The organism is Microbacterium sp. NPDC088619 (assembly GCF_044752825.1).
Lineage (GTDB): Bacteria > Actinomycetota > Actinomycetes > Actinomycetales > Microbacteriaceae > Microbacterium.
Window position 1 is genome coordinate 25,146 of the sequence record NZ_JBIVLZ010000001.1, and the last position, 21,392, is coordinate 46,537.

Consider the following 21,392-nt stretch of genomic DNA (forward strand, 5'->3'; position numbering starts at 1 on the left):
ACCGGTCGAGGGGTCCTTGCTGAATACGACTCTTGCGAGCCCGGAGGTGACGGAATCGGGGAGCGGGGCGATCCGGGACGGCAACGGCCATCGCGCCTATCGTCGCGAGCAAGTGGCATTGAAGCGTCGCACGAAAGCGCAAGACCTGCCCTGCGGGTATGGCTCACCCTCGGGGTGGGGATGCGGCGAGCACATCGATACCGACCTGCCCGCCCGGCACCGCATGTCGTTTACCGCCGACCATGACACGCCACTCGCGAACGGTGGACGTCTCGCAGGAGGTCTGCTCGTGCCGATGCACCTGAGCTGCAACAGCCGGAAGAACGATCACGCCGCCACGGAGATCTGGGCGGCGAGCTGAAAGCTGAGGGCCCCGGACTTCTTCGTCGGGGGCCCTCTAAGCACTCGGTGGGACTCGAACCCACAACCTCCCAGTGCGTCACACGGGTGCTCTGTCCGTTGAGCTACGAGCGGTCTGAAGATGATCCTAGACCAACTGTCACAGTGAGGAGTAACCGTGCGGAATAGCAACCGAGTCGACGTGGTCGTCGCTGATGGCGAGCCGGCAGCAGGCGTGAAGGACATGGTCGATGTGCTGGGCGACCCGGTGCAGGGCGTCGACGTCGCACCTGATCCGAAGCGCCGCATCATCTTGCTCGCCCCGACGAAGACAGCCGGACACGAGCATGCCGAGCGCCTGGGCATCGAGCCTGTCGCCATCGTCACGCCCCGCAGCCCCGTCGCATCGCGCAGCATCCTCGCCGACGAGATCCTCGAGGCGCCGGACCTGACTGCTGAGGTGGTCGCTGAGCTCATGGTGCACGCTGGACCCTCGCTCGCCACGACCGAGGTCGCCTGATGACCGTCACCGTGGCGACACTCAACACCCGAGTGATCCTCATCGTGGGAGACAGCGACCCGATGGAGGTAGCAACCCTGCCAATCAAGCTGATAGCCTCCCGCCCCGGTCCCGGAGCAGCGCTGAACAGCCGCCGGTGGTACCTCAGCCTCGCTCTCGGCTTCCTGCGCATCGGCGTGGGGCCACCGCGACCATGCGAGGCCGCTGAGCACCCGCACACAGATCGCCAGAAATTCCAGGGCCGCCCCGGTGCTGCCCACCTCCCGCGCGGATGACGCTCACGCCAGGTCGCCGGAAGGTCTACGGCCGGAAGCGGTGGCAGGGCCGTCTCTGGTATCAGATCCACCCTGACGCGGTCGGCATCCCGGACACCAGCAATCACGAGAAGCGCCGGTCGAACGACCTCCGCGCCCCGTACAACTCGGACACCGCGGCCGCGCGCCGCGCGAAAGAGCTCGGGAAGCGCCACAGCATCAGCCGCGAGGGCGAGAACTTCCGCGTGCTCTGGCACTGGACCTACTGGGGTCCGCTCGGAACCATCGGCGCCCCGGCACCCGCCGGCGGTGCCAACACCGCACCTGTCCCCGAGGAGGACGACATGATCGCCGCACGAATCACAGACGGCAATGGTGTGAAGCACCACCCCATCATCGGCAACGGACATCTTCGGCATCTGATCGACGCCACGACCCCGAGTGGATGAAGAACGTCTGCACCGCTGATGACCGCTGGACCGACATCCCGATCCAGCGGCTCCCTTCCGTGCTGCGCACCTACGCGTGCGACCTACACATCTGGGACATCCGCAAAGGCTCGTTCGTCGTGCTCGACCCGCTCACCGGGATCGTGTCTGCGGGAGCACTGTGGTCGGCCACCAACGCGCTCCGCTCCACCGTCGCCGAGGTCAAGGTCACGTCGGAACAGACAAGGGCGTACGTCGAGCAACTCACCGAGGCAAGTTGATGGACCGGCATCCAGTCGCCGAGAGAAGAAGCGGCGCGTCCTCAAGGCGATCATCCGGATCATCGACATCGTCGCGTACTTCATAATCCTCGTGGGCGGCTGCTACGCGCTGTTCTGGACGCCCGACAGTGTGCAGAACGAGCTCGCCGGCGCGAGCTGGCTCGTGCTGATGTGGGCGGGGATTCTGCTCGTCGGTGGCGGGCTCGGCATGGTCGGGCGCATCTCTCGCATCTGGGTGCTCGAGCCTCCCGCCGACGTCGCTGCGATCATCGGCGCGGCGATGTACTTCGTCGTGCTCAGCGGCACCCTGTTCCAGTCACTCACCGCGGGCGTCGCTGCGGCGTTCATGTTCTACGCGATGATCCAGCTATTCCGCCGTTACATCGCGCTGCAGATCTTCGGCACCGACCCCAAGGTGCACGGATTCACCGATCGCATGGCCGAGGCATTCCGGAGGCGAACGGGCAACGTCGCTCCGCGAGAGGAGTAGGCGTGGAGAAGGCCAGCCTCGTCACCATCATCGTCGCCGTCCTCGGCGCGGGCGGCCTGGGGGCCTTCGCGCGTGAGATCGCCGACATCGTCTCCAAGGTTCGGCGCGGCGTCTCCACTCGGGAATCGAACCGGAAGAACGACATCATCGGTCAGCGCGACGCCGCCCTCGAACGCGCGAACGCCGAGCAGGCGCGAGCGGATCGCGAACGAGCGCTCCGCATCGCCTGGCAGCTCCACGCCGGCACACTCTCGTACCGGCTCCGTTTGAGCGGGATCACCCCGGACACCCTGCCCGACGATCTCGAAGACACCCTCAACCCAAAGAAGACCTAGGAGGTCACCATGAGCACGCCCACCCAGACGCCGAACGTCGTCGTTCAAAACCCCACCGTCCGCAAGGCCGCCGGCATCGTACTCGGCGCCGCTGGCATCATCCTCGGCACGGCTGTTGTCGTCGACGGCGCGACGGCCGCGTTCGACATCACCGAGATCACGACCCCGATCACCGCTGGCTACCTGTACCTGTCGAGCCTGTTCGGCCTCGCGGTCACCGTGCCGAACGTTCCGACCCCGCGCGCGCTGCTGCGCCGCGACCTTCGCTGAGCCAGCACTCGCAGAAAAACCCCACCCAGCCTTCGGGCTGGGTGGGGCCCTTTTGTTGGTAGTGGCTCTAGGTTCCTGACGCCGGCCAGATTCCGGGCAGAGCATCTCCATTCAACATCCTGCTGGTGTCGATCCGACCGCCGATTTTCAACGTGACAGCGCGATCTTCTCCGACTTCCATCGCAGCCTCGACGTCATCTGTGACGACTCGAAGTGCGGTGTGAGGGGACAGGACTGGCGCAAGGCCGAGATCTGATTTGAAGTCGACGAGGAAGCCGTCCTCTACGTCTACCTTCAGCGCAACCGGCCACGTGGTTCGCAGGTGCCACGGACGCGCAACAGCTGCATCCTCGCGCTGACCGAGCTTATGCAGGATCTCCGCGCAAGCGCCTTCAGTTGCGCGACCTGCCTGTCTCAAAAGATAAGTTCCCAGGTCAGTTGCCGCGACGCCCAATAGAGACACGTGCCCTAGAAGGTCGGGCACTGTTCCGCTCGCGTGAGCACCGTACGTGTTTGCATACGAGGAGATGAGTTCAGTCCACTTCACAACTCGTGGCGTGCTGCGTCCCGTCACGATTACTGTGCTCAGCGCCCATTGCATGAAGGGAACGGAACGTAGCGATTCTTCAGGGTCCCCACTGGACCCACTGTTGGGGATTGACCCGATGTAAAGGTAGGCGGTCTTCCGGTCGGGCGGCGCGCCGCCACAGAGCACGATAGGTTCGTCCAGCTTGAAGCGGTCGACCGCACGGCCAATGAGCTTGTCGCCGTTCCCGGGGCACACAAGCATGCGAAGTATCAGAGCTAGGTCGTCCCGGGCGTCTTCGTCCCCAGCATCGACATAGTCCAAGTGCCTCGATAGACGCCGAGATGCTCGCACGAATGCTGCGATGAACTCCTCGTCGGTCAACGCCGCCGCGGTACGTTTCGTCATCGATCTGATCCGTTGCGCGACGTTCGTCGGGGTATAAACATGCGCTCACGATAGCGCGGTTGCGATCGGCATCTGTGCCGCGACCTTCGCTGGACGCAGCACACACAGAAAGACCCCCACCTAGCCTCGGCTTGGTGGGGGTCTTCTGTCGTTTCAGAGGCCGAGCAGCTGGCGCTTCGCGGCGCGGAACTCCTCGTCGTCGAGGACGCCCTGCGCCTTCAGCTCGCCGAGCTTCGTGAGCTCGGCGTTCAGGTCAAAGGCCGGCGACGCGGTTGGTGCGGACTGTGCGGCGACGGGGGAGCCGCCGGCGTAGCTCACATGCTGGGTGTTCTCTCGCACGCGGCGAGACTCCCGTGCGGTGTGCGCGGCACGGTTGATCGCGTTCACGCCCTCGCGATAGTCGGGGACGTCTTCGAGGACGACGCGTTCGCGCTCCTGGTCGGCGCCGCGCTGCGCGTACAGGGTGATCGTGCCGATGCCGCGCGCCTTCTGTCCGAGGCTCTGTGAAGAGTCGACGTCGTAGATGTCCGCTGTGCGGATCTGCTGGGCCTTCGTGGACAGCGTGCCCTTCTCGTGGAAGAGGTACTCGTCGGTGAGCTTGTATCGTCCGCCCCCGATACCCGTGATGGGCTTGCCAACAGCGGACCAGATCGTGTCGCTATCGCTGGAATGGTCGTGCTTCGAGGTCACGTTCGACGCCATCGCCTGCAGGCGGCTCGGTGCCTTCTCTGCTGGCGGCTGCTCGAGCCACTGTGCGCCGTCCCAGTAGCGCTGCTCGTTGTTGGCGTGGGGTGCGGCGTACCATCCTGGCGGGGGCAGCTGGTCAGACATTGGTGGTTCCTCTCGCGGGTGACAGACCCTCCGGGGTCAATGACCGCATGCTATCGGGCTCCCGCCACCGGTGCCCGTTCCGGCCACGACGCCCCCGCGTGCGCGGTTGGCGTGCGATGGTCAGGCTGCGCACGGCGACCCGCGCCGATCGCTATCCAGGGCTCGAGTCCTGGCAGTTCGCGCAGCGCCGTGCACAGAGTGATGATGTGGGCCTCTTCGAAGAACCCCACCCAGATGCCGACGGACTCGGTGAGGATGTCGAGCCGGTCGCCGGCGGTCGCGTAGAGCTCGGAGATCACCGGGGCCGGGTCGGTGGTGTACCTGTTCCTCGAGCAGATCGCGTCGAGTGTGATACTGAGCATCACGTCGGGGGAGAGCCTTCGAGGCATGGCCGGGTGTCCTTCCTCCGGCCGAGACGATGAGTCTACGACGAGGCGCAGACGTCGCCGTAGATCACGCTGTTCAACCATCAGTCATCGAACGTACGATGTCGTGCATGCGACCGAAGAAGCAAGAGCAGGCCTCGCTCGATGTTCGCGGCGAGCAAGCGGTACCGAGTCGGCAGCAACGGCGGCGAGAGCCTTCGGACGCTGCATGGCGCCGATCGGGCGACGTCGCTGCCCGCATCCTCGAGAACCTGGCGCTCCGTGATGCCGCGGCGGCAGGGTCAAGCGAAATACGCTCAGCTCATGACGATCAACCTTGACCTGGAACCTCTGCTTGAATTGCTCGCGGCCAAAGTCGCGGCACGCATCCGCGTCCCCAAGTCCGAGGCGTCCTCGGCGATGACACCTGCTGTGCCAGCGTCCAAGATACGTCCAACATGGCAAAGTACGTGACTGTCTTTCAGTGTCAGCGAAGGTCGCCACCCAGCGCGTAAAAATGCCTGTTCAAGAGTGGTAAATGCGGGTCATTGTCCGTCGATGTCTTTCGCTGTCTATACCCCTCCGCTAGTCAAGGGGTCGCAGGTTCAAATCCTGTCAGCCCGACCACAAAGCCCCGGAGAACCGCAGAAATACGCGGAACTCCGGGGCTTTTTTCATGCCACGATTCGGGTGGAGATCGAGCCGTCCGACACCGCAGATTCGGATCCACGCCGATCCCCGTATCCACGTACCGAGGGGAGAACCCGGTCGACCTCGCCGTGCAGATGTCGTCGCTGGCCATTGAGGCGAAGGCGTGGGATCGACGCCGAGGGCCACCGGGCGCGCATGAACGCCAAGGAAGCGACGCGGACGTGGGACGCCCTCAACGCATCCCTGGCCGCGGTTAGGCAGGAAGGACCAGAGCTGAGCTGTGAGCTACTCGCGCTTGTCGCCCTTCCGCGAGCCTTCGAACCCGGCACCGACGGCGACACCCGCAGCGAGGCCGACCGCTACGCCGATAGCGGTGCTGTCGAAAAAGATCGATCCGATCGCAGCGCCCACCGGCAATCCGAGTGCCATGCCGAGCGCAATACCGACGCCGGGCTTCATCGTGAAGTCTCGTTTGGGGTCGGTCATGCGATCGACGCTACTGCGACACGTGAACCCCCACATCCCCCACGCGATGGATCTCGACCCTCGGACACCTCTTCAGTCGCGGCGGCGACGAGGCGTTCGCGGGGACGTCGACCACTCGCCAGGGCCGCATGGATCGCCGCCCAGATCCGTGCGTATGTGCTGGCTGGCTGGCATGGCCGGTCGTCGTGCTGGGCTGGCGCGGGTCCCAGATCCCGTCAGCCCACCACAAAACCTCGGATAACCGCAGGAATCTGCGGAACTCCGGCGCCTTTTCGTACGCACAGGATCGGATTGAAGACTGTCTTGCTGGCCAGGTCGGGGCTGGATAGGTTGAACTCACATTCAATGGCGAGTTTCGAGAGGCGATCATGCGCAGGTACTGGACGGCTCTCGTCGGGGCAAGTGTTCTCGCGGCCGCTGGACTCACTCTGGCTGGCTGCACCTCTGGGCCCGACCCTGAACCGACACCGACGGAGACCATCTCACACCTCGAAGGAACCTGGCGCAGTCCGGAGGGAGTTGAGTTCCTAGAGTTCGATGAGGACGGCACGTTCGTCGGGTTCGACAACTGCAACACCGTCGAAGGCGCCTGGGCATCCACAGCCGACGGAGTACGCCTGCAATTCCTCGGAGGGACGGAGAAAAGGATGTCCGGAGGGCAGCGTGTGGCTGATCACGGCCGAGGCCGCGGCGCAGGCAGAAGACGGCTCTCTGGAACTACGCAACGGTGGCGGAGAGGTTGTCGGCACGCTCACCCGACAGGAACCGTGACACAGCCTGCCGACAGAAACCTCCTGAGGCCGGTGAGTGGCCGATGCCCGACGAGCGCCTCCTGCGATCCACGGCTCGAGTCCGGGTGGCTCGCGCAACGCCGTCTGCCGCAAGATGCGAACAGCGCGCCCTAGTGGCTCGGCATCGTGTCAGGGATGCCGGTGGCATCGAACAGCAATCTGTCGACGACGTGGTCGAGTTGGACTGGCCGCACGCTGATGTGCCTCAGTAGATCTTCGAAGTGAGAGAACACGACAGCAGCCTCTTCGAACTCCGGCTCTGTTCCGTGGACGACAGCTCCATCGTCTCGCACTGCCAGGTACTCGTATCCGCTGCGAACGGAAAGCAGGATGGGTAGGTGACGCTTCCAGAAACGGGAGACCGCGGACGCCTCCTCATCTGTTGCCGCGGCCTCGGTGCTCAGCCGTTCGCATTCGTTCCACGCGAACGCTCCCTCGGCGCTGGTCGAGTAGTCGTGGCGGGAGAGGAACCACACCGTCTCGTCCGAGTTCGACAGCAGTGAGAACGAGGACACCCAGCGGATCACCGTCTCGGGCGCCGTCTGCAGCGCGGAAGGAAGATCCTTCTGCGCGGGCATCGGCGGTTCACATGTCCAACCGGATTCCCGCAAGCATCCGGTGGCACTGCGGATGAGTTCCGTCATGTTCCCCACGCTACCGAGCAGTCTCTATAGGCAGACGGTCACGTGGTCGCGCCGGTGTTGACCCATTCCAGGGCCGTCAACTTCGCCTCGATCTTCTCAAGGCCGACGTTCCCGCATCCGACCAGGGTGAGCCTGCGCAATCGCGGGAGGTCGTTGATGGCGGCGATGCCGGTGATCTTCTTGCAGTACTGGATGTTCACGATCTCGAGCTGCTGGAGAGCAGACAGCTCGGAGATGTCCCCCAGAGCGGTGAGGTTCTTCAGCCGCAACGACTCCAACTGGGGGAGCGCACTGATCCCGGTGAGGCTCGTCAGCGTCCGTCCGCCAATCAGTCCGAGACGGCGAAGCCCGACCGGTTCGACGAGGCGGAAGATCTCCTCGTCAACGGGCACGTTCAAGAGGTTCAATTCTTCCAACGGCAGTTCGAGTGCCTGGCGCACATTGTTCAGAGACCTCTGCGGGTAGAGGGAGAGGGCCCGGAGCTGGGGGAAGTGCTCGTTCTTGAAGCGGAAGGGTTCGCCGACGTAGAGGGTCTGCAGGTTCGGCACCACCACCTCCGGCCACACCAGGGTCCGATCGCCGATGTGCACCGAGAGCTCTTCCAGACTCTCTGGGAGATCCCCCTGCCGCAGTCCGGTGACGACGGTGGGGAGCATCCTCCCCGGCCCGATGCTGAGGGCTCTCAGGTTCGTCATCGCCGAGATGATCTCCGGGAGACGGTCGATCGGCCCGTCGAGGGGCGACCACAGGTGCACATCGGTGATGCGTGACAGCTGCTCGGCGTCGTAGGGCTGGTCGTAGAACACGAGGTCTCTGTCCGGCACGTCGAACTGGTCCTGGTGCGCACTGTGCAGCACCATCGTCCGCTTGCTCATGATGCTCTCATCCATTCACCCTTGACTTCGCGGGCCGTCGTCCCGGCCACGCGATTCAGATTAGCTGTGCGTGTCGCCGACGTTCCTGCGGCGGTGCTTCCTTGCGCGCGCAGGGGAACGGCGCGTAGGTCCGCCACTGCACTCGCGTCAACCCCCTCACCGGCGCCGCCTGAGCGGCGTACCGTCGGCTCATCGACAGAGGAGATGCAATGAGCGATCTGCAGAACACGCACGGAACCGCCGACGCCCACGAAGAGGCCGACACCGCCTCGGGTGGTGCCCCCGATGATTCGACGTCCAAGGACACGGACGAGATCCTCGAAGACGAGACCACCGACGAAGACGGTGCGCCTCTCGAGAACCCGTCCGGCGGCTGAATCGGCCACGCCCTGGAGCGCGAAGACCCCCACTCGGCGTTGAGCCGGTGGGGGTCTTCTCGCTGTCGGCTGGTCTCTCGACCTAGGCGGTGCGCACCGTCAGCATCCGCCATCCTTCCGGCACCTTCGCCTCGAGCGATGCCATGTCGTCGGCCTCGATCTCCTGCACGCCGTCGACGCGTGTGAATGTGCCGGTCGCCTCCATCTTGGCCACGCCCTTCAGCATCCGCACCGGCGCGGAGGCCAGCTCGAAGCCCGGCTTGCGATGTTGTTCCAGCTCGACGAGCACCTCGGCGAGCGTCGTTCCCACCACATCTGCAGTGCTGGTCTCGATGGGGCGGATCAGAGCGATGAGCATCATGCCAGCCTATGGCGCGGCGGGCGCGACGTCGGGGTACCGCTCCGCAGGGGGTGTCAACCGGGTGTCGCCGCAAGCGGAGGAAGGTGCGGGATCGTGATCGGCGCCGTCGACCGGCTCGGCGGATTGTGGAACCGCTGAAGATCGCTCAGCACCTCCTCGGCAGACATGTACGAGCTCGCCAGGGGGAGATTGCGCAACCAGAGCACGTCCACCTCGACGGCATCCACCTGGTAGATGCAGGCGACGGTCTGACGTGCGTCGTGCGGCTCGTACCGGTGATCGACGATCAGCCACTCCGTCTCCGTGACCCTGCGGAGCTCGAATCTCGGATCGGGCATCGCGGACATCTCAACACTCCAATCAGTCGTTTCGGCATCGTCTGACAGGGGGAGCGCTCCGCGACCGGGCGAGATGGGGGAACCGCCTGGCCGGCGGGCGCCCTCTGCCCGCCAGAGTTCACCAGAATTATAAGAACAAACCGGTATATCGCTCAAGAGGATCGTGGGTGGATGCGGACGTTGGTGGAGCTTGCGGATGAGGGCGGATCCTGCGCGGATGCCGTGAGCTCCGCCTCACGCCTCAAAGGCGGTGTTCCCGGCGATCACCGTGCGTAGGACGCGGGCTGTGAGCAGCGTCCCGGTGCCCTCCGAGAAGGGATCGACGTCGAGCACGGCGAAGTCCGCTGCCTGACCCACTGCGATGCGACCACGCCACGCCCCGTCGCCGATCGACGCCGCTGCGTCACGCGTCGCATGGGCTATCGCGCGTCCGAGGGGAAGGGCGAACTGCGGATGCACCGCCGGGACGTCCGGATCCAGAGCAGACGCCCGCGTTGTGGCCACGTACATGTTGGCGAGCGCCGCGTGCGGCGCGGTGGGCGCGTCCGTCGAGAAGGCGAGCAGTGCACCGGCATCCTCGTACTCCGGCCATGCGAACGCCCGCTCCGCTCGATCATCGCCGAGCTGGGCCGCCCAGTTGGCGAAGATCGCGGGATCAGCGTGCACCGGCTGCATCGACGCCGTGACGCCCAGACGCGCCATCCGCTCGGCGGTGCCGGGCGCCGCATACTCGAGGTGCTCGATCCGATGACGACGCGGACGATCGCCGTTGACGGTGATCGCGTATTCGATCGCATCCAGAGCGAGTGTGCTCGCTTCATCCCCGATCGCGTGCAGCGCGACCTGCAGCCCCGCGGCATCCGCAGCCGCGACGATGGGGAACAGGCGCTCTGCCGGCCAGATCGGTGCCGCGTTGGTACCGTCCGCATACGGTGCACGCATCGCGGCGGTGCATGCATCGATCGTGCCGTCGAGCACGAGCTTGATCCCGATCACCCGAACAGCGCTCGAGGCGGCGCTGGCACGCTCCGCCGCCTCGGCGACCTGGGCCAGGTTCAGCGCGTCGTCACCGGTGTTCGCGACGAACCAGTGCGCGGCTATCCGCATGGGCAGCGCACCGCGCCGCTCCGCCCGCTCGAGCGCCGCGAGGGCGAGTCCGTCGAACGCCATGTCGACGGCGCCGGTGACACCCGCCGCGAGATAGGCCTCCACGACGCGCTGCACCGCCGCATCCCGCTGCTCGTCGGTGGTCGTGGCATCCCTGTGCGCCCACGCGTGCTGCTGCGCGGCCGTCTCGTAGAGCATCCCGGTCGGCTCGCCGTCGGCATCCCTCTCGATCCGCCCGCCGATCGGGTCGGGTGTCTCGCGGGTGATCCCCAACTCCTCGAGTGCCGCGGAGTTGACCCAGCAGGAGTGGTAATCGTTGGCATCGAGATAGACGGGGACGTCGGCGACGACCGCGTCGATCATCGCGGCGGTCGGAGATCCGCCCGGGATCGCGTCGAAGAGCCATCCGCGTCCGCGCACCTCGCCGGGGGACATCGCTCGCCCCAGCCGCACTCTGCGCTGGATCTCGTCCAGTGAGTGTGCGTCGGTCAGTCCGATCTGGCCGAGCGCCTCGCCCATCATCAGCAGATGAGTGTGTGCGTCGGTGAAGCCGGGAAGAACGACTCTGCCGCCGAGGTCGACGGTCGCATCCGACGGCGGCGCGTCGGCCTCGGCACCGACGAAGGCGAACTCCGTGCCGTCGACGATGACGGCTTCGGCCCAGGCGGTGTCGTCAGCGGTGAAGAAGCGGGCATTGCGATAGAGCGTGCGGGGCATCAGAGCGTCTCCTCGGTGGTGGCTGCACGCTCGAGGCGTGTCGAGAGCAGAGCGATCGCGCTCGCAGGCACGGCGAGCACGAAGCTCGCGATGCCCAAAGCGACGGCGAACCCCTGGAACCCGAGCGCGCCGACGAGCGCCGCGCCGATCACGGGAGTGAGCGCCGAGCCGACGAGGTAGACCGCGAGGAGGGGGCCGGACCAGCGGCCATCGGCGTCGAGCGCCGCCGAGGTCGACACGAAGTACATGAAGGCGATCGCGTAGACGGTGTTCCAGGCGATGAAGACGACGATGAATGCGGTCGGATCAGAGGTGAATCCCTCGACGATCTTCAGCACGCCGCCGGTCACGAGCAACACCGCGAGCGGCACGGCTCGCCCCAGCCGGGATCCGACGACCATGAGCAGCACAGACCCGATGAGGCCGCCCGCCGTCGCACCGCTGAGCGCGAGGCCCAGCCCCTCGGGCGTCAAGCCCGTCTGCTCCGCGCCCATGATGCCGGCCATGGCCCAGAGGGAATCCTCACTCGCCGCCCACAGCGCGAACACGACGAGGAGGCTCAATCCGGCGATAGTGACGGTTCGCGAGCGTGCAGGAGAGAGACGCACCGTACCTGTCGGCGGCACGTCGATCGGCATCGCCTCGGCGACGGCGGCTCCGGCCCGGGGATCGATCACGGGGGCCGCGGGCAACCACGCCGAGACGAGCAGTCCGACGATGCTGAACAGCGCGAGCGCACCGAAGACATCGATCGGTGCGAGTCCGACGAGGGGGATCGCCGCCAGCACGATCGTGATCACGCCACGGTTCGCGAGACCGTTGAACCCCGCGACCCTGTCGGGGTTCCGGAACGCGGCGAGCGCAGCGCCCGAGGCCGCGACGGCACCACCGGCTCCGGCTCCGCCGACCAGGAGCGCGGGAATGATGAGCGCCGGGACCAGCGCTGCGACGGCGAAGCCGATCACCGCGATGGCGAGACCGCTTCGGGCCACGGCTCGCCGGTGGCCGCCGGCGCAGAGCGGAGCGATCGCGAGTCCGGTGACCGCGGTGAGCAGCAGGGTCGCGGTGACGAGCCAGCTGGCGGCGAGAACATCGATTCCGAGACCCTGCTGAGCGGCGGTGATCATGTAGGGCGAGAGGTTGACGCCGAGATAGCCCGCGATTCCGATCGCGAAGGTGGCTGTGGCGGTGGGTAGCCGGAGCGGAACCCGGGTACTGAGGTCGATGGCGGTCATGGTTCTCCCACTGAGAAGGCACGGCGATGTGCGCGAAGGTTCTGCCAATGCGCATCGGGTGGGGCGCGAATTCAAAAACGAATGGTGTTCGTCAACGAATGATGTTCACTATTATGCACAGGAGGGGTACCGGAGGGAAGAGGTTTTCTCAACGGCTCCGGGAACAGAGAGTGAGCGTGCGATGCCCAGGCCTTCGAGTCCATTGCTGTCGCCTGAGATCATCGGTGCGGCTGGCCTCGAATTGTCCAGGGCCGGCGAGCCGTTCGGCGTGAACGCGATCGCCCGCCGGCTCGGCGTCAGGCCGTCGTCTCTGTACAACCACGTTGACGGCATGGAGGGCATCATCGAGGTGATGCGCGGCCGGCTGGTCGAGGAGTACAGGGTCGGGCCGGGGGAGCGCGAGTGGGACGTCTTCCTGGTCGATCTTCTGAGACGCCAGCGCCAGATGTATGCCGATCACCCGCAGCTCGTGCCGCTCCTGATCGGGAAGACGATCACGCATCCGACGGTCATCGCCGCATACGACGACCTGGCGACCGTTCTCGTCGACGGAGGCTTCCCCGACGACGAGGTGCTCACTGTGATCGCGATCATCGATGCCTTCGCTATCGGCTTCGGTCTCGATCTGGCCTCGCCGGACGAGGTGTGGGAGCCGGGTGAAGGAACTCGCACACTCGGTCGCGTGCTCGAGGGCGCGGAGCGGGGCGCTGCGCGGGCGGATCGCACGTTCGAGCTCGGAATCGGGCTGCTGGTCGACTCGCTTCGGGCTCGCCTCGGCAGATGAGGCTGGAATGGTTGCCCTCTCGAGTCATCCAACCCCATTTGGATCACTCGAGAGGGCTCACCGTCCGTCCCGGACGGTAGGGGAGGCGGCGAAAGACTTTCGCTGCTCTCTCGACTGATATCCCCAGATGTTCAGCCGGTAGCCCCCGCTACTTCCAGCAGAATATCGCTTAATCGCTCTGTCCGCCATTTGGGGGACAAAGAAATCTACGAATGTTTCTTCCAAGACTGGGGCTTGCCGCGAGAACGTCCACTCATAGAGTGGGTTCATGGACAGAAAGCTCGTGCTGAACGCGCACCTCGCCATCGCTCACGGGCACCGAGTCGAGGTGACGGAGCGCCTCGATGAGCTGACCGGGGAGTCCCTGATCCTGTCTGTCAGAGACCTCGACACCGGCATCCGATATCGCCGCATCGAAGAGCCCCGCGGCGAGCTCATCCGGTGGCGGGGTCGTGTCGTCGACTGCACGGTGACGATCGGCGGGCACTCGTCGCAGACGGTTCTCATCGTCGATGCCGAGGGGGACGGATCCGGTGCGACGAGTGCCAGGGCCGCCCTGCACGGCGCGGATGCGGCGGTCGATGCGGCGAAGGCCGAAGCGGACCGCTGGGGCGGTGCCGACCGAGTGCCCGAGCCTGAGCCCGAACGCTTCTGGTGAACCGCTCAGCGGAAGTCCCGCGATCGATGCGTCACTCCGGTGCGGAGGTCTTCGAATGCGTCCGCGAGGACATTCACCACTCCCTCCGCTGAGCGCTCGAGAATGCCGCGGATGATCAGAGCAGGAGAGTCCCGCGCCACTCGGTGGTAACGACCCCACACCCCCGTCGAGCAGATGACGTTGACCAGGCCGTTCTCGTCTTCGAGGTTGAGGAACGTGACGCCCGCTGCCGTCGCCGGGCGCTGACGGTGAGTCACGAGGCCGGCGACTTCGATGCGCCTGCCCGTCTCGTGGCTCTGGAGGTCGGCGGAGGTGAGCACGCCCCGCTCACGCAGGAGTCCGCGGAAGTGCGCCATCGGGTGGTCGTCGGTCGAGACGCCGGTCGCCCAGAGATCTGCGGAGAGCCGTTCATAGCTGGACTGGTCGCTGAACAGCGGTGGCTGCACGGCGATCGTCGTGCCGGGAAGGTACCGCGAACGATCCTCAGCGGCTGCCCCCGACATCCAGATCGCCTCTCTGCGCTGAAGCCCGAGGCACTCGAACGCGCCGGCGGTCGCCAGGGATTCCAACTGCGCTGCGGTGGCATCGGTGCGCCTCACCAGATCGTTCAGATCGCGGAACGGGCCGGCGGCCTCGCGTTCTGCGACGATTCTCTCCGCCAGCGGTGTGCCGATGCCGCGCACACCGCTGAGCCCCATGCGCACCGCATACGCGCCATCCCTGCGGTGCGCCGCCGACTCGTCGGATGAGGACCGGTCGAAACGCGGCACCCGAGGCTGCAGCGGATCACCGCAGGCGTCCAGTCCCGTCGGCATCCGCAGCGGTGCGCCCTCGAGGGGTTCGAGTGTCTCGGTGACACCGGAGGCGTGCAGATCGGGTCGACGCACCTCGACGCCATGCCGTCGAGCGTCTGCGGTGAGCGTCGAAGCGGAGTAGAAGCCCATCGGCTGCGACCGGAGCAGTCCGGCGAGGAACGCCGCCGGATAGTGCAGTTTGAGCCAGGAGCTCGCATAGACGAGAAGTGCGAAGGACAACGAGTGCGACTCGGCGAATCCGAAGTTCGAGAACGCCTGGATCTGCGCGTAGATGCGATCCGACTGCTCGGCGGAGAGCCCGCGTCTGGTCATCCCCGCATAGAGCTTGTCGCGCACCTTCTCGATCTTCTCGAGCCCGCGCTTGGATCCCATGGCGCGTCTGAGCAGATCGGCTTCGTCGGCAGTGCAGTCGCCGATGGCCGTCGCCATCTGGATCAGCTGCTCCTGGAAGATCGGGATGCCCAGCGTCCGCTCGAGGATCGGCTTGAGGTCATCATGCGGATACGGGATGTCGAGCACCACAGGTTCTTCGCCACGAGCCGCCCTGGCGCGGTTCTCCTCGTCGAGCGCATCCTTCGCCATCTTGCGTCGAACGAAGGGATGCACCGCCCCACCCTGGATGGGCCCGGGGCGGATGAGCGCGATCTGGATGGCGAGGTCGTAGAAGGCGCGTGGCTGCAGGCGGGGAAGCAGGCCGATCTGAGCGCGGGACTCGACCTGGAACACCCCGATCGAATCAGCGCGGCAGAGCATGTCGTAGACGGCCGGTTCTTCTTTCGGAAGGGTCTCGAGCGTCCACCGCTCGCCCGTGGCGTCGTCGATGAGATCGAAGCAGTGCTGAAGCGCTGCCAGCATGCCGAGCCCGAGGAGGTCGAACTTCACCAGCCCCATCCAGGCCGCGTCGTCTTTGTCCCACTGGATCACGGTGCGGTTCTCCATGCGCGCATGCTCGACGGGGACGACCTCGCCGACGGGGCGTGCCGTGAGCACCATGCCGCCGGAGTGGATGCCGAGGTGCCGGGGAGCCTTCAGCAGCTCACCCGCATAGTCGAGGACTTTCGCGGGGATATCGTGCTCGTCGGCCACCTCGAGTCCGGTGCTCCACCCGTCGACCTGCCTGGACCAGGCATCCTGCTGCCCTGGGGAGTAGCCGAGAGCCCTCGCCATATCGCGCACGGCATTCTTCGGACGGTACTGGATGACGTTCGCCACCTGGGCCGCGCGCTCTCTTCCGTACTCGCGGTACACCCACTGGATGATCTCCTCCCGGCGATCGGAGTCGAAGTCCACATCGATGTCGGGTTCTTCCTGACGCGTCGTCGCGAGGAACCGCTCGAAGGGCAGGCGGTAGAGGATCGGGTCGACGGCGGTGATGCCGAGCAGATAGCAGACGGCGCTCGCCGCGGCAGAGCCACGCCCCTGACACAGGATGCCGCGACGACGTGCCTCCGTGACGATGCCGTGCACGATGAGGAAGTAGCCGGGGAAGTCCTTCTCCTCGATCACGTCGAGCTCGCGCCCGATCCTGCGGCGGCCGTCGTCATCCAGATTCGGGTACTTCGTCGGCACGGCCTCCCACACCAGGTGGCGCAGCCAGCTCATGGGGGTATGGCCGTCGGCGACCTTCTGCTGCGGGAGTGCCGGTCGCGCTCGGCGGAGGGAGAAGGCCGACGCTGCGGCGAGTTCGAGCCCGTAGGAGATCGCGCCGGGGTGGCGCCGGAAGCGCGCCGCCATCTCCGCACCGCTGCGCAGATGTGCTCCTCCGTGGGTCGGAAGCCAGCCGTCGAGCTCGTCCATGCTGCGCACGGCACGCACAGCGGCGACTGCCTCGGCGAGCGATGCACGTTCGGGGGCGGCATAGTGCACGTTGTTCGTCGCCACCACCGGCAGCCGCATCCGTCTGGCGAGATCGGCGAGAGCGTCGTTGCGACGTGTGTCCTGTGGGTCGCCGTGGTCGAAGAGCTCGACGGCGACGCGATCCTGGCCGAACAGATCGACCAGGCGGCGCAGCGGTGTCTGCGCGTCTCCGGCTTCGAGGCCACGCCGGACGCCGCCCTTTCGGCACCCGGTGAGGATCGTCCAGTGCCCGTCGGCGGCTGCCGCCAGCTCATCGAGGTCGTACACGGGGCGCCCCTTCTCGCCGCCGCGCAGGTGAGCGGCCGTCATCGCGCCGGAGAGACGGTGATAGCCCTCCAGGCCGTCGGCGAGCACCAGGAGATGGTCGCCGACAGGATCGGGGGTGCCCCGCTGCGGTGCGTCCAGACCGAGCGAGAGCTCTGCTCCGTATACCGTCTGGACGCTCACATCCATCAGCTCCGCGACCTCGGCGAAGCGGGCCGCCCCGTAGAAACCGTCGTGGTCGGTGAGGGCCAGCGCGGTGAGCCCCAGACGCTCGGCCTCTGCGAGCAGGTCCTCCGGCGAGGAGGCGCCGTCGAGGAAGGAGTACGACGAATGCGCGTGCAGCTCGGCATAGGGAACGGCATCCTCCGGCCGGCTCACGGATGTAGGAGGGTTCCGTGTGCGCTTGGTGCTGACGGGGCCGGGATCCGGGCGGCTGCCGGGGGGCATGCCTCCGGTCGGGTAGGGCGATTCCTCGCCGCTGAGAGTGCGCTCCAGTTCGTTCCAGGACAGGGGCGGGTTGTGCCAGCCCATCAGCGGTACCGCCCCTCGGCCCACCAGCGATCGCCGGTGCAGAAGACGAGCCAGGCCCGATCATGATCGTCGATGATCTGCAGACGGTGCCCCTTCTTTCCTCCGGAGGCGTCCCATCGACGTTCATGGATCGGCCATGGGCCCGCCCAGGCCTGGACATCGTCGCCGTCGATGCGAGCGGGCACCGCCGAGAGCGCCCCGCGGTCGTCGACGAGGACGGTCTCACCGTCAGGCGCAAGGACTCCGATGGGGCGAGGCGGTCGGAACACCTCGGCGGGAAGAGGATCGGGAAGGCTTCCCGGCCAGGGGCGGCCGGGGTCTCTGGGAGCGACGGCGCGTTCGCCCCACGGAGTGAGCACCTGTCGATCGGCGAGCCAGCGCCCGCCGGACAGGGCGGCGGTGACGACACCCTCGTGACCGAGCATCGTCTGCACGCGGGAGATGGCGTGGTGCAGACGCTCATCCGTGCCGGAGCCGAAGAGCCCGGGCTGATGATGGGCGGCATCATCGACCGCCACGGGCACGATCCGCACCAGGGCGATGCCGCCGAACGCCCGAGCCTCATCGATCGGCTCCTTCGCGGACTCCGCCCCCAGCGCCTCGAGCTGCCAGCGCACCCGGTCGACGAGGTCAGCGGCATCGAAGCAGGTCGGGTGCAGCCACGGGCGGGAGAACACCTTGCCGTCGTCGCCGATCAGGTCGATGCGGATCTCTGTGCACACCACCGAGGCTTCTCCGAGAGCGAGCATGACCGCATCGGCCGTCTGCCTCACTGCGAAGGCCACCTGATCGGCTCCCGCGAGTGGCGGTTCGAATTCGACGGAGCGCGCGAGCTCGGGGTCGGGCGGTCGTGCCACCACTGCGCGGGAATCGGCGCCGGCGGCGAGGGAGTGCAGGCGGGAGCCGCGCTCGCCGAAGCGATCGCGCACCTCGATCTCGTCGAGGGCTGCGAAGTCGCCGAGCGTGCGTACGCCGAGTCGGATGAGCAGACCACTGAGCTGTTCGTCTCGCAGAACCCCCACGGGCAGCGGTGCGAGGAAGTCCTTCGCCAGACCTGCAGGTACGACGGTGCACGGTGCGCTTCCTCTGGCGGCGAGCTCTGCCGTGAAGGGGCCGTCGGCGATGCCCACGCGCACCTCGGGGAAGCCCGCCTCGGTGAGGATGTCGATGAGGGCCCGCCCCGCCTCAGCCTCGCCGTCGTGGTAGCGGGAGATGCCCCGCGCCCGCACGGCCGCGAGTCCTGGGCGCAGCAGGGCGGCCCCGGGGGCATGCTTCTCGATGAGCTGCAGCACCGGAAGGAAGGCTCTCTCGTCGCGGGCGGCGTCGTGAGGCAGCACGCGCAGCGACGAGATATGCCCCTGAGCGACTCGGCGGCGTTGACCCGCGCGCACACCGTGCTCTCTCGCCGAAGCGGTGCACGCGACGACGGTGTTCGCGTGCACCAGAGCCGTCGGCGGATGAGGCGGGGGCCCGCCCAGAGCGGCACGCAACGGCCAATCGGGAAGCCACAGGACGAGGACCCGCAGCGGAGCGGCGGTCATCCGGCCACCGCCAGACGCGGGTACTCGGGTGGAGCGGCATCGGCACCGCGCAGGCCGGGCAGCGCGGTCATCTCGGCCATGGTCTCGACGGCGATGTGCTCGGCGGGCAGCTCCTCGACCGCGCCGTGGACACCGGGAAGACGCACGCGCACGCTCGACACCAGCGGACTGTGCCGCGTCCGCGCTGACACCGTCGCCGTGGAACCCTCGATCAGCCCCCACCCCTCGCCGACGCCGAGCCAGTGCTGGTCATGCAGCCGGATGGAGCCCTCGCTCTGCGGCCAGGCGCCGGACGCGGTCGACTCGGTGATGAGCAGGGTGCTCCCGCGGTCTCGCAGCCGGGCGCTCAGCCGTGACACATCGGCATCGCGTGCCCTGCCTCCTGGCTGCACGGCGATCAGCGGAACCACCTCGGCGAGCGCAGAGGTCACGGCGAGCCAGCGGTCTCCGGGGTCGGGGACGAGGATCAGTCGAGGCAGCTCGATGCCGAACGCCGCTGCAGCTTCGACGCCCAGTGTGGGCATGCCCACCACCGCACACCAGTGGCCCTTGCTCGACGCGGCAGCGAGCAGCGAGAGGATGAGGCTGGGCGAGGGGGAGACGGTGTAGGTCGTCCCCGTCTGCAGTCCTTCTTCGGGGAGCAGAGAGGAGAAGGCGGGATCGAGGGGGAGCAGCGGGTGCTCGCTGCGTCTGCGCTGCATGCGGCTGATCTCCCGGCGCAGCCGAAGAACCTCTCCGGCGCGGGAGTCGCCAGCCGGAGAGAGCGCGGTCACCGCATCGAGCCCGATCCCCATGAATCCATCCTCGAAGATATGTACTAATAAAGCAACTGGAGTAGATGACGATAGTTCGAACCTCGGACATCGGGGTGGGAGGTTATCCACACGCAGTCCTCGCCGGCATCCGTCTTCTTCTAGCCTTCCGGCATGGATCTGCGCACCGTGGCTGTCGTGACCGTTCATCTGACGCTGTTCGTGATCGCCTGCAGGCTCGTCGCCGTCGACATCCGCACCCATCGGCTGCCGAACCGGATCGTGCTCCCCACCCTGGCGGCGCTCGTCGTCCTCGGGGCCGCCGACGCACTCGCCTCGGGGGAGAGCGCGGCGATGACCAGAGCCGCACTCGGCATGCTGATCCTCGGCGGCTTCTACGCGGCGCTCCGTGCGCTCAGCCGCGAGGGGATGGGCGGAGGAGACGTCAAGCTCGCCGCCGTCATCGGCCTGATCCTCGGTTGGCACAGCTGGCAGGCGCTCGCCGTGGGAGCAGCATCCGCCTTCGTCCTCGGCGCCCTGTTCTCCCTGTCGCTGATGATGCTCCGCAGGGCCGACGGCTCCACGCGCATCGCCTTCGGGCCGTGGATGATCATCGGCGCGATCCTCGGCATCCTCATGGAGTGAGCACCGTGCAACGCGTCGGCGATAGGGTGAGCACATGGCACTTGCACGGCTTCACGGCGGCCCGCTGGACGGGCAGATCATTCCTCTCGGCGATGCGGACGACAAGCTCATCGTCCCCTACAGCGAGACCCAGGTGGTGTACAACAGGCGCGGTGACGCGCAGAACACCGGCGACACCGACGGTCCCACCGAGATCGACTACTGGTACGACGAATCCCTCGAGGACATCAGCCCGTCGGATGACTGAGCACCACAACGCTCCGCGGTCCGGCCTCGAACCCTCCAGGGTCGTCGAGGTCGAGCGCAAGTACGACGTCGATGACACCACGCCCCTTCCGGAGTGGGTGGGCATTCCCGGCGTCGATGCGGTGTCCTCCGGCGAGGTGCGTGAGCTCGACGCACGCTACTTCGACACCGCGGACGGCGAGCTCTCACGCTCAGGGGTGGCTCTTCGTCGCCGCACGGGCGGCCCCGATGCCGGCTGGCACATAAAGGGACCGCGCGAGGGCGACGGCCGTCTCGAGATCGGCTGGCCCCTGGGCGACGATGACGGGATCCCGGATGCGGTGACCGAGACGCTCTCGCGATGGACGTCGGCCCCGCTGACGCCTCTCGCCCGGATCGAGAACACCCGAACGGCATATCTGCTCACCGGAACCGCCGGAGTGGTCGCCGAATTCGTCGACGACAGAGTTCGCGCGACCGACCTCCGGCACGACGTGCAGCGTGAATGGCGCGAGTGGGAGTTCGAGCTCGGCCCCGCTGCTCCCGCCGACGAGGTGGGGCGAGCCGTCCTGTTCGAGGCCGTCGAGACGGTGATCTTCGCCGCCGGGGGTCGCGAGGCGTCATCCGGCTCCAAGCTCGCCCGTGCTCTGGGTTTCTGACTCACGGCGCAAGCCCCTTCCGTGCGTGAGCG

Annotated in this window: 27 protein-coding genes and 1 tRNA gene; 14 read left to right on the forward strand and 14 right to left on the reverse strand. The window is 66.8% G+C overall.

All coding sequences use genetic code 11. The features are described from left to right. The first annotated feature begins 16 nt into the window (after positions 1 to 16). Positions 17 to 361, forward strand: a complete 345-nt coding sequence (locus ACIP5T_RS00160; protein ID WP_400859621.1) for a hypothetical protein — start codon at positions 17 to 19, stop codon at positions 359 to 361. A gap of 39 nt (positions 362 to 400) precedes the next feature. Here the strand turns inward: ACIP5T_RS00160 and ACIP5T_RS00165 are convergent. Further along, positions 401 to 473, reverse strand: a tRNA-Val gene (locus ACIP5T_RS00165). Between the two features lie 44 nt (positions 474 to 517). On the opposite strand from ACIP5T_RS00165, the gene ACIP5T_RS00170 reads away from it, so the two are divergent. The 6 genes from ACIP5T_RS00170 to ACIP5T_RS00195 all read left to right on the forward strand — a co-directional run bounded on the left by ACIP5T_RS00170 (position 518) and on the right by ACIP5T_RS00195 (position 2,917). Further along, complete coding sequence (locus ACIP5T_RS00170; RefSeq protein WP_400859622.1) at positions 518 to 859, forward strand: hypothetical protein; 342 nt, start codon at positions 518 to 520, stop codon at positions 857 to 859. 271 nt (positions 860 to 1,130) lie between these two features. Then, the gene (locus ACIP5T_RS00175) at positions 1,131 to 1,562 is read left to right on the forward strand and encodes a hypothetical protein (protein ID WP_400859624.1); all 432 of its coding nucleotides are present in this window, start codon (positions 1,131 to 1,133) and stop codon (positions 1,560 to 1,562) included. Then, positions 1,559 to 1,822 (forward strand): hypothetical protein, encoded by a 264-nt coding sequence (locus ACIP5T_RS00180; protein ID WP_400859625.1) that lies wholly within the window; start codon positions 1,559 to 1,561, stop codon positions 1,820 to 1,822. Before ACIP5T_RS00175 ends, ACIP5T_RS00180 begins: the two co-directional genes overlap by 4 nt. Before the next feature lie 91 nt (positions 1,823 to 1,913). Further along, positions 1,914 to 2,312, forward strand: coding sequence for a hypothetical protein (locus ACIP5T_RS00185; RefSeq protein WP_400859627.1), 399 nt, complete (start codon positions 1,914 to 1,916; stop codon positions 2,310 to 2,312). Positions 2,313 to 2,314: 2 nt separating this feature from the next. Continuing rightward, the gene (locus ACIP5T_RS00190) at positions 2,315 to 2,647 is read left to right on the forward strand and encodes a hypothetical protein (protein WP_400859629.1); all 333 of its coding nucleotides are present in this window, start codon (positions 2,315 to 2,317) and stop codon (positions 2,645 to 2,647) included. A gap of 9 nt (positions 2,648 to 2,656) precedes the next feature. Next, positions 2,657 to 2,917 (forward strand): hypothetical protein, encoded by a 261-nt coding sequence (locus ACIP5T_RS00195; RefSeq protein WP_053097287.1) that lies wholly within the window; start codon positions 2,657 to 2,659, stop codon positions 2,915 to 2,917. 67 nt (positions 2,918 to 2,984) lie between these two features. Here the strand turns inward: ACIP5T_RS00195 and ACIP5T_RS00200 are convergent, their stop codons facing one another. The 3 genes from ACIP5T_RS00200 to ACIP5T_RS00210 form a co-directional block, all read right to left on the reverse strand. Then, a complete protein-coding gene (locus ACIP5T_RS00200) occupies positions 2,985 to 3,851 on the reverse strand; it encodes a hypothetical protein (protein ID WP_400859631.1) in 867 nt (288 codons plus the stop codon). A gap of 153 nt (positions 3,852 to 4,004) precedes the next feature. Beyond that, a complete protein-coding gene (locus tag ACIP5T_RS00205) occupies positions 4,005 to 4,682 on the reverse strand; it encodes a DUF2510 domain-containing protein (protein ID WP_400859633.1) in 678 nt (225 codons plus the stop codon). A gap of 50 nt (positions 4,683 to 4,732) precedes the next feature. Continuing rightward, the gene (locus ACIP5T_RS00210) at positions 4,733 to 5,044 is read right to left on the reverse strand and encodes a hypothetical protein (protein WP_400859635.1); all 312 of its coding nucleotides are present in this window, start codon (positions 5,042 to 5,044) and stop codon (positions 4,733 to 4,735) included. Between the two features lie 327 nt (positions 5,045 to 5,371). Here ACIP5T_RS00210 and ACIP5T_RS00215 point away from each other — a divergent pair, with 327 nt between their 5' ends. Then, positions 5,372 to 5,521 (forward strand): hypothetical protein, encoded by a 150-nt coding sequence (locus tag ACIP5T_RS00215; protein WP_400859636.1) that lies wholly within the window; start codon positions 5,372 to 5,374, stop codon positions 5,519 to 5,521. Between the two features lie 462 nt (positions 5,522 to 5,983). Here the strand turns inward: ACIP5T_RS00215 and ACIP5T_RS00220 are convergent, their stop codons facing one another. The 3 genes from ACIP5T_RS00220 to ACIP5T_RS00230 all read right to left on the reverse strand — a co-directional run bounded on the left by ACIP5T_RS00220 (position 5,984) and on the right by ACIP5T_RS00230 (position 8,494). Beyond that, entirely contained in the window at positions 5,984 to 6,184 is a 201-nt protein-coding gene (locus tag ACIP5T_RS00220) for a hypothetical protein (protein WP_400859638.1), read from the reverse strand. A 901-nt stretch (positions 6,185 to 7,085) separates the two neighbouring features. Next, complete coding sequence (locus tag ACIP5T_RS00225) at positions 7,086 to 7,619, reverse strand: hypothetical protein (protein WP_400859640.1); 534 nt, start codon at positions 7,617 to 7,619, stop codon at positions 7,086 to 7,088. Between the two features lie 38 nt (positions 7,620 to 7,657). Continuing rightward, a complete protein-coding gene (locus ACIP5T_RS00230) occupies positions 7,658 to 8,494 on the reverse strand; it encodes a hypothetical protein (protein WP_400859642.1) in 837 nt (278 codons plus the stop codon). Positions 8,495 to 8,703: 209 nt separating this feature from the next. Between ACIP5T_RS00230 and ACIP5T_RS00235 the strand changes: the two genes are divergently transcribed. After that, positions 8,704 to 8,871 carry a hypothetical protein gene (locus tag ACIP5T_RS00235; protein ID WP_400859643.1) on the forward strand — a complete coding sequence of 56 codons (168 nt, stop codon included), beginning with the start codon at positions 8,704 to 8,706 and terminating at the stop codon, positions 8,869 to 8,871. Positions 8,872 to 8,953: 82 nt separating this feature from the next. Here ACIP5T_RS00235 and ACIP5T_RS00240 read toward each other — a convergent pair whose 3' ends face one another. The 4 genes from ACIP5T_RS00240 to ACIP5T_RS00255 all read right to left on the reverse strand — a co-directional run bounded on the left by ACIP5T_RS00240 (position 8,954) and on the right by ACIP5T_RS00255 (position 12,629). Further along, positions 8,954 to 9,232, reverse strand: coding sequence for a hypothetical protein (locus tag ACIP5T_RS00240; RefSeq protein ID WP_400859645.1), 279 nt, complete (start codon positions 9,230 to 9,232; stop codon positions 8,954 to 8,956). 53 nt (positions 9,233 to 9,285) lie between these two features. Then, positions 9,286 to 9,570, reverse strand: a complete 285-nt coding sequence (locus ACIP5T_RS00245; protein ID WP_400859646.1) for a hypothetical protein — start codon at positions 9,568 to 9,570, stop codon at positions 9,286 to 9,288. A gap of 234 nt (positions 9,571 to 9,804) precedes the next feature. Continuing rightward, positions 9,805 to 11,394 carry an amidohydrolase gene (locus ACIP5T_RS00250; protein WP_400859647.1) on the reverse strand — a complete coding sequence of 530 codons (1,590 nt, stop codon included), beginning with the start codon at positions 11,392 to 11,394 and terminating at the stop codon, positions 9,805 to 9,807. Further along, positions 11,394 to 12,629: an MFS transporter gene (locus ACIP5T_RS00255; protein WP_400859648.1), complete on the reverse strand. Its 1,236-nt coding sequence runs from the start codon at positions 12,627 to 12,629 to the stop codon at positions 11,394 to 11,396. The genes ACIP5T_RS00250 and ACIP5T_RS00255 overlap by 1 nt, the downstream gene beginning before the upstream one ends. Before the next feature lie 181 nt (positions 12,630 to 12,810). Here ACIP5T_RS00255 and ACIP5T_RS00260 point away from each other — a divergent pair, with 181 nt between their 5' ends. Next, entirely contained in the window at positions 12,811 to 13,413 is a 603-nt protein-coding gene (locus ACIP5T_RS00260) for a TetR/AcrR family transcriptional regulator C-terminal domain-containing protein (protein WP_400859650.1), read from the forward strand. 268 nt (positions 13,414 to 13,681) lie between these two features. Beyond that, positions 13,682 to 14,071, forward strand: coding sequence for a hypothetical protein (locus ACIP5T_RS00265; protein WP_400859652.1), 390 nt, complete (start codon positions 13,682 to 13,684; stop codon positions 14,069 to 14,071). Between the two features lie 5 nt (positions 14,072 to 14,076). Here the strand turns inward: ACIP5T_RS00265 and ACIP5T_RS00270 are convergent, their stop codons facing one another. Genes ACIP5T_RS00270 through ACIP5T_RS00280 form a run of 3 tightly spaced genes read right to left on the reverse strand, consistent with a single transcriptional unit; the run spans position 14,077 to position 19,873 of the window. Next, a complete protein-coding gene (locus ACIP5T_RS00270; protein WP_400859653.1) occupies positions 14,077 to 17,538 on the reverse strand; it encodes an error-prone DNA polymerase in 3,462 nt (1,153 codons plus the stop codon). Next, positions 17,538 to 19,079, reverse strand: a complete 1,542-nt coding sequence (locus ACIP5T_RS00275; protein ID WP_400859655.1) for a DNA polymerase Y family protein — start codon at positions 19,077 to 19,079, stop codon at positions 17,538 to 17,540. The genes ACIP5T_RS00270 and ACIP5T_RS00275 overlap by 1 nt, the downstream gene beginning before the upstream one ends. Then, positions 19,076 to 19,873, reverse strand: coding sequence for a hypothetical protein (locus tag ACIP5T_RS00280; RefSeq protein WP_400859657.1), 798 nt, complete (start codon positions 19,871 to 19,873; stop codon positions 19,076 to 19,078). The genes ACIP5T_RS00275 and ACIP5T_RS00280 overlap by 4 nt, the downstream gene beginning before the upstream one ends. 132 nt (positions 19,874 to 20,005) lie before the next feature. Here ACIP5T_RS00280 and ACIP5T_RS00285 point away from each other — a divergent pair, with 132 nt between their 5' ends. From ACIP5T_RS00285 to ACIP5T_RS00295, 3 genes are read left to right on the forward strand one after another with little or no spacing between them, the layout of a single operon-like run. Continuing rightward, positions 20,006 to 20,476, forward strand: coding sequence for a prepilin peptidase (locus ACIP5T_RS00285; RefSeq protein WP_400859658.1), 471 nt, complete (start codon positions 20,006 to 20,008; stop codon positions 20,474 to 20,476). A 34-nt stretch (positions 20,477 to 20,510) separates the two neighbouring features. Then, entirely contained in the window at positions 20,511 to 20,723 is a 213-nt protein-coding gene (locus ACIP5T_RS00290) for a hypothetical protein (RefSeq protein WP_042538484.1), read from the forward strand. Continuing rightward, positions 20,716 to 21,360: a CYTH domain-containing protein gene (locus ACIP5T_RS00295; protein WP_400859661.1), complete on the forward strand. Its 645-nt coding sequence runs from the start codon at positions 20,716 to 20,718 to the stop codon at positions 21,358 to 21,360. The genes ACIP5T_RS00290 and ACIP5T_RS00295 overlap by 8 nt, the downstream gene beginning before the upstream one ends. Positions 21,361 to 21,392 lie beyond the last annotated feature (32 nt).